Below are 12713 nucleotides of genomic sequence, written 5' to 3'. Positions count from 1 at the left end.
CTGCTTAATAAGGCAGCGTATTTTTAACTAATCAGTTTCATAATTTCTAATGCCACTTTTAAAGCTTCAGTTCCGTCTTCTAATGAAACTTCTACATTTTTATCACCTGTAATAGCATCTGCAAAAGAATTTAACTCATCAAGAATCGCATTATTAGGCTGAATGTTCGGGTATTCAAACAAGATCTGATTCTTTTCGCCCTCCGCATTTTCAATGATCATATCAAATGGAGTAGGGTTTTCAGGAGCATCTTTCATTCTGATTACTTCTGCTTTTTTCTCAAGGAAATCAACGGAAATATAAGCGTCTTTTTGGAAGAATCTGCTTTTTCTCATCGCTTTCATAGAAATTCTGGAAGTAGTAAGGTTGGCAACACATCCGTTTTCAAACTCTATTCTTGCGTTGGCAATATCCGGAGTTTTGCTGACTACACAAACTCCGCTTGCATGAATGTTTTTAACTTTTGATTTGGCAATGCTTAACAGAATATCCAAATCGTGAATCATAAGATCCAGTACCACAGAAACATCCGTTCCTCTTGGATTAAACTCAGCCAATCTGTGGATTTCAATAAACATCGGATTGCTGATATATTCTTTCGTCGCAATAAACGCAGGATTGTATCGCTCAACGTGTCCTACCTGTGCTTTGATACCTTTTTCCTGGCACAAATGAAGGATTTCTTCTGCCTGTTCAAGTGTTTGGGTTACCGGCTTTTCAATAAAGAAATGAAGCCCTTTTTCAATGGCCTTTAATGCATAATCATAATGATAAATTGTTGGAGTAACAATATCCAACATATCGATCTGCTCAAGCAATTCATCGAAATTTTCAAAATATGGATACCCGAATTCGGCTTCTAATTTTTTTCCGTTTTCAACATCTTTATCATGGAAACCTACAAACTCATATCTATCAGACTGATTAAGAAGTTTTAAATGTATTTTTCCCAAGTGTCCGGCACCTACCAAACCTGCTTTTAACATAGCTGTATTAAATTTTTGTAAATATAGTGAATGTACATTTATAAAATACATGACTTTTCACTTGAAGATAGGTAAGAGGATAAGTCTGTTTGATATCACCAAATCATTAAATAAATTACAGTAAATTCACGGTCTGAAAAATAACGATGAAAAGAATAATTTCGCTTATATTGATCTTTGGGCTATGTACTGCCGGATGTTTAGGAGACAGTCCATATGATCCGCAAGCTAAATGTGGAACACCAACAAATTTGACATTTGAAAAAGGAACTAACACTCTTTTCTGGAACATGTACACCGCAGGCGAAGGGCATTATGAAGTACAGTATGGAGAACCTGGTTTTTCTTTAGGAAAAGGAACTACAGTGGTTACCGACAAAAATTTTTATAGTCTTCCGCTCTATCAGAATAGCAAATATGATCTTTATGTGAGAAAAAATTGTGGAATAGGCAATGGACAGAGTAACTGGGCAGGACCTATTACTGTTTTGGCAAGTAGTACGACAACTTGTATACAGCCAGCGTATGCAACTTATACCAAAACGACTTCCTCTGCACTTTCTTCTACTTTTGATGCTACAGTATCCTGGGATAATGATGGGGTTTCTGCGTATGAAACTGTTTTGACAATAAGTTCTGCTCCGCCTGAAAGTGGACAATTAGCAATGACGGGTCAAAAAGCCATTTACTCAGGACTAAGTAAAACCCAGAATTATAACTTTTTTGTCAGAAAAAGATGTGCTGATAATACATTTAGCAAGTTTTACGGACCTTATCAGATAAAATGGAATTAAGAAATAAAAACAAAGCAGTCATTTTTTGATTGCTTTGTTTTTTGTGGATAATTCTTTTCTTTATTCCCCGGAATCTAAAATCTAATTTCTTACTTTTGTCCTATGCATGATTCGTTTGTACATAAAGGAAAAAGGAAAAAATTAGTCGAGTATCTTCGAAACAGAATTGGAATTTCAGACGAAAATGTACTTTCGGCTATGAATCAGGTTCCGAGGCATCTTTTTATCGAAAGTATTTTTGAAGATTTTGCCTATGAAGACAGGGCATTTCCAATTATGGCACACCAAACCATTTCTCACCCTTCAACAGTAGCAGAGCAGTCTGAGCTGCTTAGGGTAAAAGCTGGTGAAAAAGTATTGGAGATTGGAACAGGATGTGGATACCAGACTGCTGTTTTATTGGCTATGAAAGCCCATGTTTATACAGTGGAAAGACAAAAAGATCTGTTTGATTTTTCAAAAAAGAAGCTTAGAGAGCTGCATTTATTTCCAAAATTCCAAAGTTTTGGAGATGGGTTTGCCGGACTTCCTACTTTTGCTCCTTTTGATAAAATTATTGTTACCTGTGGAGCATCCACTTTGCCAACAGAACTTTTGAAACAGCTTAATATTGGTGGAATAATGGTAATTCCACTGGGCCCGACAGATGAGCAGGTACTGTTCAGATTTACGAAAATTGGTCCAACAGAATTTGAAAAAGAGGAATTCGGGGCGTATAAATTTGTTCCGATGCTGGGAAACACCAATCAGTAATATAGTTAGTTTTAAATAGAAATTTCAAGATGAATCAACGGAATTGGTCACCATACTGGTCTCAAACACCAGTTCTTTAGAAATCGATCAAACATATTTGTTTTAATAGCAAAGATACATTGATGAACAGAATTATATCTTAAAGGGGAAAGTGATGAAATTTTATCAGAATTTTAAAATATTTTAACGCATTTCGGAATGAAAATTGAATTCAAATAAACACTTCATTATTGAAATAAATATCAATCGATATATACCCAACAAAACATTCGGATGAAAAGAAATATTTTTAATATTAAAGTTAAATAACCTTACTTTTTGCAAGTGAGGTTTTTTTATTCAACACAATCAAATACATCACAATGAAAGTTTTTGTCAATAAAAGAATTCCGGAAATCGGGATAGAGATGCTGAAAGAAGCAGGACTAGAGATCATAATTCCCGAAAATAAAAGCCTGTCTCATGAAGAATGGATGGAATACTGTAAAAATACAGATGTCGTTTTAAATGTGGGTGGAGATTTTAAATATAATAAAGATTTTTTTGATGCCTGTCCGAATGTTAAAGCTATTGCTCTCTATTCTGTCGGATTTGATCATGTAGATATTCAGGAAGCTAATCGGAGAAAAGTTCCGATAGGGAATACGCCTGATGTTCTAAGTAGAGCGACCTCAGATGTCGCTTTTCTGTTAATGCAGTCTGTGGCCAGAAGCGCAAGTTATAACTTTCAGAAAGTGAAAAACGGAGACTGGAATGCATTCGATCCTTTGCATGCTTTGGGACAGGAATTATATGGAAAAACATTAGGTGTTTTCGGGCTTGGAAGAATTGGTTTCGAAATGGCCGAAAAGTCCAGAAAAGCCTTTGATATGAATATCATTTATCACAACCGCCACCGTAATGAAGAAGCTGAAAAAATAGTAGAAGCAAAATATGTTTCTTTTGATGAACTGATTGAAAATTCAGATGTTTTGAGTATTCACGCTAGTTTTACTCCCAAGCACAAAGAGCTGTTCAACAGTTCTGTTTTTGATAAAATGAAACCGAATACGATCTTTATCAATACAGCGAGAGGGGGCTTTCACAACCAAAAAGATCTCTATAATGCATTGGTGGAAGGTAAGATTTGGGGAGCAGGACTTGATGTTACCAATCCTGAACCCATGCCAGCGGATGATCCTATTTTGGAGCTTTCCAATGTCTGCGTATTACCCCATATAGGTTCTGCTACTATCGAAGCCCGAAACGGAATGGCCAGACTTGCTGCCGGAAACATTATTGCTTTCTCAAAAGGCGAAAAAATGCCTGCTTGTGCCAATCCTGAAGTCTATGAATAATGATGCCCATTAAAACTGTTTAACTCATATCTATTCATTTTCTACCCAACTTTTTTATTAAATTAAATTGCAATAAATGATTGTAATTAAAGATGTAATCGCTAATTTTAATAGTAGATTTAGAAAAATATCAATTGAAAAATCGATAGGTTGGAATTATTTTTGTTCTCACTTTATCAACTTAAAATAGAAATACTATGGCACCAGAAAGAAATATAAATGAACAGAACAAAAAACTGGAACAAATGGAGTACAGCCCCAATGAAGATATATTTAAGAGAGAAAAACATATTCCTATTGATGGTGACGGTAATCCGATTCTGGATGAAGATGCAGATGATGATAAAATAGATAAGGGTTTGGATATTCCCGGTACAGAAGAAGATGATGAGATGGAAGAAATTGGCGCAGAAGATGAAGAAAATAATTATTGGAGCTTAAGCGATAATGATGATGATCATGAAGAAGAGAATGATGACGTTTTAACGTAAGTTTTGATGATCAATAATATGACCTCACTGAATTTCAGTGAGGTTTTTTTGTGAAGACGTAGGTATAGCGTACATATTTGAAATAGAGTAGCGAAAAATATTAATTAATATGAGTACTTTTGCAAAAAACTAATTTTAAACTTTATTATGATGAGTACCTATACCAGAGCACTACTGGTTGTATTTCTTAGTGTTATTTTTTCTAATCTTTATTCTCAAGATAAGTACATAAAAGACCCCAATTTTAACGCTGCCTTTCAAACCAACAAATTCTATATTGATGGTAAAAGGGAGATTGCCTTTAGCACTTCTCAGCCAGACGGGAAAATTCTTGTAGTATATAAAACATTCATTCCGGTTCCGGGAGGGGATATTTACAATATGGTAAGGATAAATCCCGATAATACGATTGATCCCAATTTTACAACAGCCGTTTTTAATAGGTTCGTGAAAAGTGTTGCCCTGCAAAGTGACGGTAAAATTCTTGTAGCGGGAGGCTTTACTTCACACAATGATGTGACTTCAAAGTATTTGGTAAGGCTTAATGCGAATGGAACTAAGGATACCACTTTCAATATCGGAAATTTTTCATTCCCTCAAAATACAGATAATCCTGCTGTGAGTAAAGTTGCCGTGCTTTCCGGAGATAAAATTCTGATTGGAGGTAATTTTATAACTTATAATGGAGCAACCAAGAAATACGTTATGAAACTCAACACCAATGGATCGGTAGATTCCTCGTTTGATTTCAGCTATGCAGGTTATGATACCGATGTCACCAACTTTGAAGTGCAGCCGGATGGCAAAATTATTACAACCTACTATTTCAATCGTATTTTAAGACATAATGCTGACGGATCGCCTGATACTACATTTACACAACCGAACTATTCTAATTTTAGTGGAGGAGGAATTAAGACGATTGCAGTAAGAAATGACGGTAAAATTTATATCGGAGGAAAATTTATATTTAGTGGCAACCAGTTTTTAATGCGACTGAATGCAAACGGAACAAGGGATACCAGCTTTGTTATTGAAAATTTTTATCAGAATTATCCTTCATCAACAGGGCTTGATGGTGTTTATTCAGTTCTTATACAGCCGGATGGAAAAGTATTGGTCGGAGGAAGTTTTGAAAGTTATGGAGGACAGCCTGCAGCAGGAATTATGCGTTTAAATGACAATGGTTCATTGGATACTTCTTTTCAAGGGAAGGTTACCCGTTTTGTGAATCCTAACAGCTTTACAGACTATGTTAACCATCTTAGCTTTCATTCAAGCGGGAATGTGATTGCCGCAGGCTCTATAAGATATTATAATGAAGATGTAGGAGGAAATATCGTGATGTTTTCACCCGCTGCGGGAGACAGAATTTCTACTTTTCAGAATATTTGTAAAGGTTTTGATACGGCCCCTAATAAAATGTTTATACAGCCCGACGGAAAAATTATCCTTACAGGTGATTTCTATGCCTATAACGGGCAGCCAACCGATAGAATTGTACGTCTAAATACTGATGGAAGTGTTGATAACAATTTTAAAGTACAGACAACACTATTTTTTCATGTCAGCCAGGAGCCCGCTGATATTAAATTCTTATCCAATGGTAAAATACTGTTAGGAACAGAAGGGACAATAAAAAGCAATGAAAATGGAGGCGGAGTGGTAAGATTGAATTATGATGGAAGTTTAGACCCTACATTTTTCAGCCTCGTTGGTAATGATCGTGGATTATTCGGATCACTAAGACAGAAGAATTTTATAGTACTTAATGGTGATAAAATACTGGTTCCCGGAATGACCTATTATGTGAAAAATAATGTTTCAGTTCCCATTGACTATAAATTTGTAGTATTGGATCAGAATGCAAATATTGATACTTCCATAGATTATGAAGAGCCTTTCAGCTTACTGGGTAGATTGAAGCTATTGTCGAATGGTAAAATTTTATTAACCGGTTTTGACAGCAGCTCATCTAAATACAGAATGGCCAGACTTTTACCCAACGGGCAAATAGACGGAACATTTACAATGTTGACCACCCAACCAAGTATTAATGAAATGTATCCTGCACCGGATGGTAAAATTTATGCAATCTCCAATCAGATTTCAGGACATAAAGTATTGCGCTTTAATGAAGACGGTACATTGGATAGCTCATTCATTTCCCCATCTTATAATAATTACATGGTTGATGAGGAACAGCCATTTGAATTTGAAAATAACGGGAAATTTTTTACAGCTTTCTCGCCGCTTTTCAATTATAAAGGATTGGTAAGGCACAATGCAAATGGAACCGTAGATAATACGTTTGATATCGGAACCGGTTTTACAGCTCTCCATCCAAATAATGACACCGATAATATCACATCCATTAAAAGACAGGGAAATAGCTTTCTAGTAGGTGGAGAATTTAGGGAATTTGACGGTGAGCCTGTAAGAGGTCTTGTCCGACTTATCCCTCAAGGATCTTTACATACTAAAGAAGAGAAAGTAAGTAAGAAAAATCTGATCTATCCTAACCCTACAACAGGTATTCTAACGATAAAAGCAGAAGGTCAGAATCAATACCAGATCTTGGATCGTTCAGGAAGAACAGTTGTCAGATCAACAGAATTAACACCTACTATCGATGTCTCTCATCTTCCTGTAGGAGTATACTATATTCATCTTCAAGGAAAAGAAGGAAACTCTGTTGAAAAATTTATTAAAAAATAACAACGAAAAGTATTTAGGAATTATACAACATCAACCTTACTGAATCTCAGTAAGGTTTTTTATTCCCAAAACACCGATAGATAAGTAAGTACAAAATTCCCCTCCTCCGGAGGGGTGGATTTAAAAATTTCTTGAATTTTTGAAGACGGGGTGGTTTTATAGTAAAGAACAATAAAATCCTCCAACTTCATCATCATCCCACTAAGAAATCTTAAAAATCAATAACTCTAACGATTCAAAGATATTCGTCCCTCATCCCATCATATGGTTGTTTTTCATCTGTAGAGGTGGTTCCATAATGCAGAACAATAAAACCTTCCAGCTCTTTCATCACCCAACTCAGATTATTCCTTATATCAAACTCAGAAACCCTAAACATCAGTAATCCTAACGATGTAAGATATTCGTCCCTAATTCCATCATATACTTGTTTTTCGTCGTGACTGGAACCGTCAATTTCTATAATTAATCCAAGAGCTTTTACATAAAAATCGACAATATAATTTCCAATAATTCTTTGTCTATCAAAATCAATCTTATGAAAAGTTTTTGCTCTCACTTTCTTCCAAAAGATGACTTCATCAAGAATCCGGGCTTTACGTTTTTCTTTTAACAATACTTTTAAATGAGGATTATAGGGTAGATTTTCAACAAAATTCCTGCAGATAGGAATTCCTTCAATGGTCGTTAGGATTTCTTTCATGATCGTGTTTTTTACCACCCCGTCTTCCAATGTTTATAAAACCTTGGAATCCACCCCTCCATAGGAAGGGAATACGAGGTGCCTTTTTCAAAGATAGACAATTAATGAAATGAAACCTTTCCTCAATCACAGATCAGGAAAAAGGTAAATCGACAGTTTTGCCTTTTACTTGCCTATATTTTCTAATTTGAATATCTTTAAAACTTCAAACATTGTTTACAACATAGACCTTTAAATAGTAATATGACATTTCAAGAACAAATCCAACAGGGAATACCAAATCAGCTGCCACAGGCTAAACCATACGAAACGAATATCAACCATGCGCCGAAGCGTAAAGAAATTTTAGGAGAAGAAGAGAAAAAACTGGCATTAAAGAATGCTTTGCGTTATTTCGATCCTCAGTTTCATGCAGAGCTTATTCCGGAATTTAAGCAAGAACTGGAAGAGTATGGAAGAATCTATATGTATCGTTTCCGTCCGGATTATGAAATGAAGGCAAGACCCATTACAGACTATCCCGGAAAATCTGAGCAAGCCAAAGCGATCATGCTGATGATTCAGAATAACCTGGATTATGCTGTAGCTCAGCACCCTCACGAACTGATTACTTACGGAGGAAATGGTGCCGTATTTTCAAACTGGGCACAATACCTGCTGACGATGAAATATCTGTCTGAAATGACCAACGAGCAGACATTGGTAATGTATTCAGGGCATCCGATGGGGCTTTTCCCGTCTCACAAAGATGCACCAAGAGTAGTCGTTACCAACGGAATGATGATCCCGAACTACTCCAAGCCGGATGATTGGGAGAAATTCAATGCTTTGGGGGTTACTCAGTACGGACAAATGACAGCGGGAAGTTATATGTATATTGGCCCACAGGGAATTGTTCACGGAACAACAATTACTGTTTTAAACGCTTTCAGAAAAATAAAAAAAGAACCGAAAGGAGGATTATTTGTAACCTCAGGATTAGGAGGAATGAGTGGTGCACAGCCAAAGGCAGGTAATATTGCCGGTTGCGTTACCGTATGTGCAGAAGTGAATCCAAAAATTACCAAGATCCGTCATGACCAGAAATGGGTCAACGAAATTCATGAAGATCTTGATGCATTGGTAAAAAGAGTAAGAGAAGCGCAGGAAAACAAAGAAACAGTATCTCTGGCTTACCTTGGAAATATTGTGGAAGTTTGGGAGAAATTTGCTCAGGAAGACCTTAGAATTGATATCGGTTCAGATCAGACTTCCCTTCACAACCCTTGGGCGGGTGGTTACTATCCTGCCGGGCAGAGTTTTGAAGAATCCAATACCATGATGGCAGAAAACCCTGAGTTATTCAAAGAAAAAGTTCAGGAAACATTGAGAAGACACGCGGCTGCCATCAACAAACATACAGAAAAAGGAACCTATTTCTTCGATTACGGAAATGCCTTTCTATTGGAAGCTTCAAGAGCAGGAGCAGATGTAATGGCAGAAAATCCTACATTGGGTAGAGAATTCAAATACCCAAGCTATGTTCAGGATATTATGGGACCTATGTGTTTCGATTATGGTTTCGGACCATTCCGTTGGGTATGTTCCAGCGGAAATCCAGACGATCTTCAAAAGACCGATGATATTGCCTGTGCCATATTGGAAGAAATGGTGAAAAACTCTCCTGAAGAAATTCAGCAGCAGATGAAAGACAATATTCAGTGGATCAAAGGAGCACAGGAAAACAAACTTGTGGTGGGTTCACAGGCAAGAATTCTCTATGCAGATGCAGAAGGAAGAATGAAGATTGCTGAAGCCTTCAACAAAGCCATTAAAAACGGAGAAATCGGACCTGTAGTTTTGGGAAGAGATCATCATGACGTTTCCGGTACAGATTCTCCTTACAGAGAGACTTCCAATATCTATGACGGATCAAGATTTACCGCAGATATGGCCATTCATAATGTAATTGGAGACAGTTTCCGTGGCGCAACATGGGTTTCTATTCACAATGGTGGCGGAGTAGGCTGGGGAGAAGTGATCAATGGTGGTTTCGGAATGCTACTGGACGGAAGTGAAGACGCCGACAGAAGATTGAAATCCATGCTTTTCTGGGACGTAAACAACGGAATCTCAAGAAGAAGCTGGGCAAGAAACGAAGGCGCTATTTTCGCCATTAAAAGAGCAATGGAAGTAGAACCTAACCTAAAAGTGACCCTTCCTAACCTTGTAGATGAAAATTTACTGTAATATATAATATTCAACATTGGCAACCATCAATAAAAAACTATTTTCACACCTGAATGTAGAGGATGACGATCCTATCTGGGAGAAATTTGCCCGCGTTGAATTTTCAAAGAAAAATCTATTTCCGGACAATAAAGCCTATCTTGTGGAAGATGGGCTGGTCCGTAAATATTACCTTCATACTCCCTCAGATATAGATACTGAGATCTGTGCAGAATTTTATTTTCCGGGCGATATCTTTATCGTTGACAATAATGATTCTGAGGGAATCTATGAATCTATTAACCATGGTTTGGCCTGGGAAATAAGCCTGGATGAGGTGAAAGAAATGTTTGTTATCAACCCGGGATGCCGCTTCGTTCAGAATTATTATCTAAGCAGCAAGCTCAATGCAGCCATGAAAAGGGAAATGCTGCTCCTGAAAAACACTCCTCAGGATATGTACGAATATCTTTTGAAGCACAAACCGCATTATATCCAGAATATCCCTCTGAAATACCTTGCTTCCTATATTGGAATCACCCCAATTTCCCTAAGCAGAATCAGAAAGAGGATTACGTAGAGACCGAAAATTCGATGAAACTTGCTCTTATTGTTAGCTTAGTCAGTGGTTTAGCCGCCATCTTTGCTTCTTTTATATAACATCAGAATATTTTACATCTTTGCATTTCAACAATAACCTACACTATTATCTTCGTTCTTCCATCCTTCATTAATTAACTTTTGTTTATTGTTTCACCCTTCTTAAGTTTTTTCCTTTGCTGAAAAGAAAAAAGTATGGAAATACAAAAATTAAACTGGGCTGGAATTAAGCTTACGACACAAAACAAAACGATTTTAATAGACGCTGTAGAAGACTTTTCCTATTACAAACCTGTTCTTGGAGAGGCCGCTAATGAACTGATCGTATTCTCTGATAACGTACAGGCAGACTACATCATTTTCACCCATATGCATTTGGATCACTTTGACAAAAGCGTCATTGAAAAATGCCTCAAAAAAGACGGAAAGCTGATTGTTTATTCAGCATTGGAGTCTTTGGTGAGAGAGCATGTGGAGAATGTAGAAATCGTTGCGCTGAACCTTAACGAAACCTTCACGGAAAACAATATTACATTCAAACCGGTGTATGCGATGGATGGAATAGGAGATATGCAGTCTTCCTGGATTGTTGAGGATGGCAGTACCAAAATCTTTCATGGCGGAGATACCATCTGGCACAATCAATTCTGGAAGCTCGGAAAAGAAAACGAAGATATCAATTACGCCTTTTTACCTGTGAATGGAGTGGTGGTCAATTTTGAGATCGTAGGATTGGAATACAGCCCTATTGCAGCTTCGCTCAATATAAAAGAAGCCTTTTCAGCAGCTCGTTTACTACACGCTCAAAAGCTGGTTCCTATCCATTATGGATTGTTTTCTCATGAACAGTGTTACATTCCACAGCAATTTGATGACAAAGATCTGCAGCAGTATTCAGCCGAAACAAAGCAGGAATACCTTATCCTCAACGATGGAGAAGTTCTGATCTAATGCTTTTTAGGATAAAACTGTTCAATATTCCGTTACTTTCTTGGTTTGCATTAAAATTTTAAACATCTTTAAACCATAAATTCAGAAGCGAAACAATGAAAAAAATAGGAATTATTGGCTGCGGCTGGTTGGGGGGGCATATTGCGGAAAAACTGTCCGGGCATTATGAAATTTTTGCCACTACCACTACCGAATCTAAAATAGAAGACCTCTCTGCCAAAGGATATCATCCCACACTGGTAGATTTTCCGGATGAAGATATTGCGGAGAACATTCAGGAATGGGAAGTCGCTTCACAACTGGATGCGGTGATCATTACCGTTCCGTTTTCAGGAATAAGAGGAGTAGAAGTTCCCATGAATGGAAAGGCGCAAAATGTACTGGCATTTCTCGGTGATTATAAAGGGCAGCTATTGATGATGAGTTCCACAGGAGTATATCCTATGATTGATAAAGAATTCACAGAAGATGATCAGCCTGCAGATGATATTCCAAGCGAGTATGGTATCAAAAGCAGATTTCCTGAGATCAATATTTTGAGACTCGCAGGATTAATGGGGGATAACCGCCTTTTAAAGAATTATAATATTTCTAACCTGGATCAACTGGTGAATCATATTCATTATGCGGATATCTGTTCCGTTGTGGAGAAAATGCTGGATCAGCAGTCTCAGGCTAAAGTATATAATGTAGTGGCTCCCGTTCATCCCAATAAAGAAGAGATCATCAACGCCCAGAAAGGCTTGCCGTATTCTGGAGAACGTACTTCGCACGGAAGAACGATCTCTCCTGCAAAACTGATCTCAGAACTGAATTTTGAATTTCAATATCCTGATCCAAGATATTTTCATCTTACAGAAGTAACGGAATAACAATATCCTAATAATAAAAACCTGCTGTAAAGCAGGTTTTTTTCTATTATAAAGCTTTTTTAAAAGGTAATCAATCTGGAGCCATCCGGTAAAATGATCCATCTTCCGGCTTCATATTCTTCAAGATAATAATCTATCGACCGCGCTGAGCCAAACGGAACAATCTTCCCCGTTTCATTTTCTACTAAAAACGGTACATTTCCAAGTAATGTATTGTACTGCTCGTCACGTGTTTCATAAAATTCTCTTCGCACATAATAAAAGACCATTCCATAAGGCTTACGGATGATATATAGCAAT

12 protein-coding genes are annotated in these 12713 nt (G+C 37.1%); 9 read left to right on the top strand and 3 right to left on the bottom strand.

All coding sequences use genetic code 11. From position 1 onward, the window contains the following. Positions 1–23: 23 nt before the first annotated feature. Positions 24–986 carry a Gfo/Idh/MocA family protein gene (locus ACL9RH_RS09130; protein ID WP_422693053.1) on the bottom strand — a complete coding sequence of 321 codons (963 nt, stop codon included), beginning with the start codon at positions 984–986 and terminating at the stop codon, positions 24–26. Between the two features lie 146 nt (positions 987–1132). On the opposite strand from ACL9RH_RS09130, the gene ACL9RH_RS09125 reads away from it, so the two are divergent. The 5 genes from ACL9RH_RS09125 (at position 1133) to ACL9RH_RS09105 (ending at position 7079) form a co-directional block, all read left to right on the top strand. Beyond that, a complete protein-coding gene (locus ACL9RH_RS09125) occupies positions 1133–1780 on the top strand; it encodes a hypothetical protein (RefSeq protein ID WP_422693052.1) in 648 nt (215 codons plus the stop codon). A gap of 102 nt (positions 1781–1882) precedes the next feature. Then, positions 1883–2533, top strand: a complete 651-nt coding sequence (locus tag ACL9RH_RS09120; RefSeq protein ID WP_422693051.1) for a protein-L-isoaspartate(D-aspartate) O-methyltransferase — start codon at positions 1883–1885, stop codon at positions 2531–2533. Between the two features lie 362 nt (positions 2534–2895). Beyond that, positions 2896–3870, top strand: a complete 975-nt coding sequence (locus ACL9RH_RS09115; protein WP_422693050.1) for a 2-hydroxyacid dehydrogenase — start codon at positions 2896–2898, stop codon at positions 3868–3870. Positions 3871–4067: 197 nt separating this feature from the next. Continuing rightward, positions 4068–4361, top strand: a complete 294-nt coding sequence (locus ACL9RH_RS09110) for a hypothetical protein (RefSeq protein ID WP_422693049.1) — start codon at positions 4068–4070, stop codon at positions 4359–4361. Between the two features lie 150 nt (positions 4362–4511). After that, positions 4512–7079 carry a T9SS type A sorting domain-containing protein gene (locus ACL9RH_RS09105; RefSeq protein WP_422693048.1) on the top strand — a complete coding sequence of 856 codons (2568 nt, stop codon included), beginning with the start codon at positions 4512–4514 and terminating at the stop codon, positions 7077–7079. Between the two features lie 235 nt (positions 7080–7314). Here the strand turns inward: ACL9RH_RS09105 and ACL9RH_RS09100 are convergent, their stop codons facing one another. Next, positions 7315–7782 (bottom strand): endonuclease domain-containing protein, encoded by a 468-nt coding sequence (locus ACL9RH_RS09100; protein ID WP_422693047.1) that lies wholly within the window; start codon positions 7780–7782, stop codon positions 7315–7317. A 243-nt stretch (positions 7783–8025) separates the two neighbouring features. Between ACL9RH_RS09100 and ACL9RH_RS09095 the strand changes: the two genes are divergently transcribed. The 4 genes from ACL9RH_RS09095 to ACL9RH_RS09080 all read left to right on the top strand — a co-directional run bounded on the left by ACL9RH_RS09095 (position 8026) and on the right by ACL9RH_RS09080 (position 12413). Further along, positions 8026–10011 (top strand): urocanate hydratase, encoded by a 1986-nt coding sequence (locus ACL9RH_RS09095; protein WP_422693046.1) that lies wholly within the window; start codon positions 8026–8028, stop codon positions 10009–10011. A gap of 16 nt (positions 10012–10027) precedes the next feature. Next, positions 10028–10570: a Crp/Fnr family transcriptional regulator gene (locus ACL9RH_RS09090; protein WP_422693045.1), complete on the top strand. Its 543-nt coding sequence runs from the start codon at positions 10028–10030 to the stop codon at positions 10568–10570. 215 nt (positions 10571–10785) lie between these two features. Further along, complete coding sequence (locus tag ACL9RH_RS09085; RefSeq protein ID WP_422693044.1) at positions 10786–11541, top strand: MBL fold metallo-hydrolase; 756 nt, start codon at positions 10786–10788, stop codon at positions 11539–11541. A gap of 95 nt (positions 11542–11636) precedes the next feature. Beyond that, the gene (locus tag ACL9RH_RS09080) at positions 11637–12413 is read left to right on the top strand and encodes a hypothetical protein (RefSeq protein ID WP_422693043.1); all 777 of its coding nucleotides are present in this window, start codon (positions 11637–11639) and stop codon (positions 12411–12413) included. 59 nt (positions 12414–12472) lie between these two features. Here the strand turns inward: ACL9RH_RS09080 and ACL9RH_RS09075 are convergent, their stop codons facing one another. Then, positions 12473–12712 carry a hypothetical protein gene (locus tag ACL9RH_RS09075; RefSeq protein WP_422693042.1) on the bottom strand — a complete coding sequence of 80 codons (240 nt, stop codon included), beginning with the start codon at positions 12710–12712 and terminating at the stop codon, positions 12473–12475. Between the last annotated feature and the right edge of the window lies 1 nt (position 12713).

It is taken from the genome of Chryseobacterium sp. Mn2064 (assembly GCF_049319685.1).
Taxonomy (GTDB): domain Bacteria; phylum Bacteroidota; class Bacteroidia; order Flavobacteriales; family Weeksellaceae; genus Chryseobacterium.
This window is presented reverse-complemented; position numbering and strand designations above follow the sequence as displayed.

What these genes read in the sequence shown, in the direction of transcription:
- ACL9RH_RS09130 (WP_422693053.1), bottom strand. Translation starts at nt 986, where the DNA reads ATGTTAAAAGCAGGTTTGGTAGGTGCCGGACACTTGGGAAAAATACAT.
- ACL9RH_RS09125 (WP_422693052.1), top strand. Translation starts at nt 1,133, where the DNA reads ATGAAAAGAATAATTTCGCTTATATTGATCTTTGGGCTATGTACTGCC.
- ACL9RH_RS09120 (WP_422693051.1), top strand. Translation starts at nt 1,883, where the DNA reads ATGCATGATTCGTTTGTACATAAAGGAAAAAGGAAAAAATTAGTCGAG.
- ACL9RH_RS09115 (WP_422693050.1), top strand. Translation starts at nt 2,896, where the DNA reads ATGAAAGTTTTTGTCAATAAAAGAATTCCGGAAATCGGGATAGAGATG.
- ACL9RH_RS09110 (WP_422693049.1), top strand. Translation starts at nt 4,068, where the DNA reads ATGGCACCAGAAAGAAATATAAATGAACAGAACAAAAAACTGGAACAA.
- ACL9RH_RS09105 (WP_422693048.1), top strand. Translation starts at nt 4,512, where the DNA reads ATGAGTACCTATACCAGAGCACTACTGGTTGTATTTCTTAGTGTTATT.
- ACL9RH_RS09100 (WP_422693047.1), bottom strand. Translation starts at nt 7,782, where the DNA reads ATGAAAGAAATCCTAACGACCATTGAAGGAATTCCTATCTGCAGGAAT.
- ACL9RH_RS09095 (WP_422693046.1), top strand. Translation starts at nt 8,026, where the DNA reads ATGACATTTCAAGAACAAATCCAACAGGGAATACCAAATCAGCTGCCA.
- ACL9RH_RS09085 (WP_422693044.1), top strand. Translation starts at nt 10,786, where the DNA reads ATGGAAATACAAAAATTAAACTGGGCTGGAATTAAGCTTACGACACAA.
- ACL9RH_RS09080 (WP_422693043.1), top strand. Translation starts at nt 11,637, where the DNA reads ATGAAAAAAATAGGAATTATTGGCTGCGGCTGGTTGGGGGGGCATATT.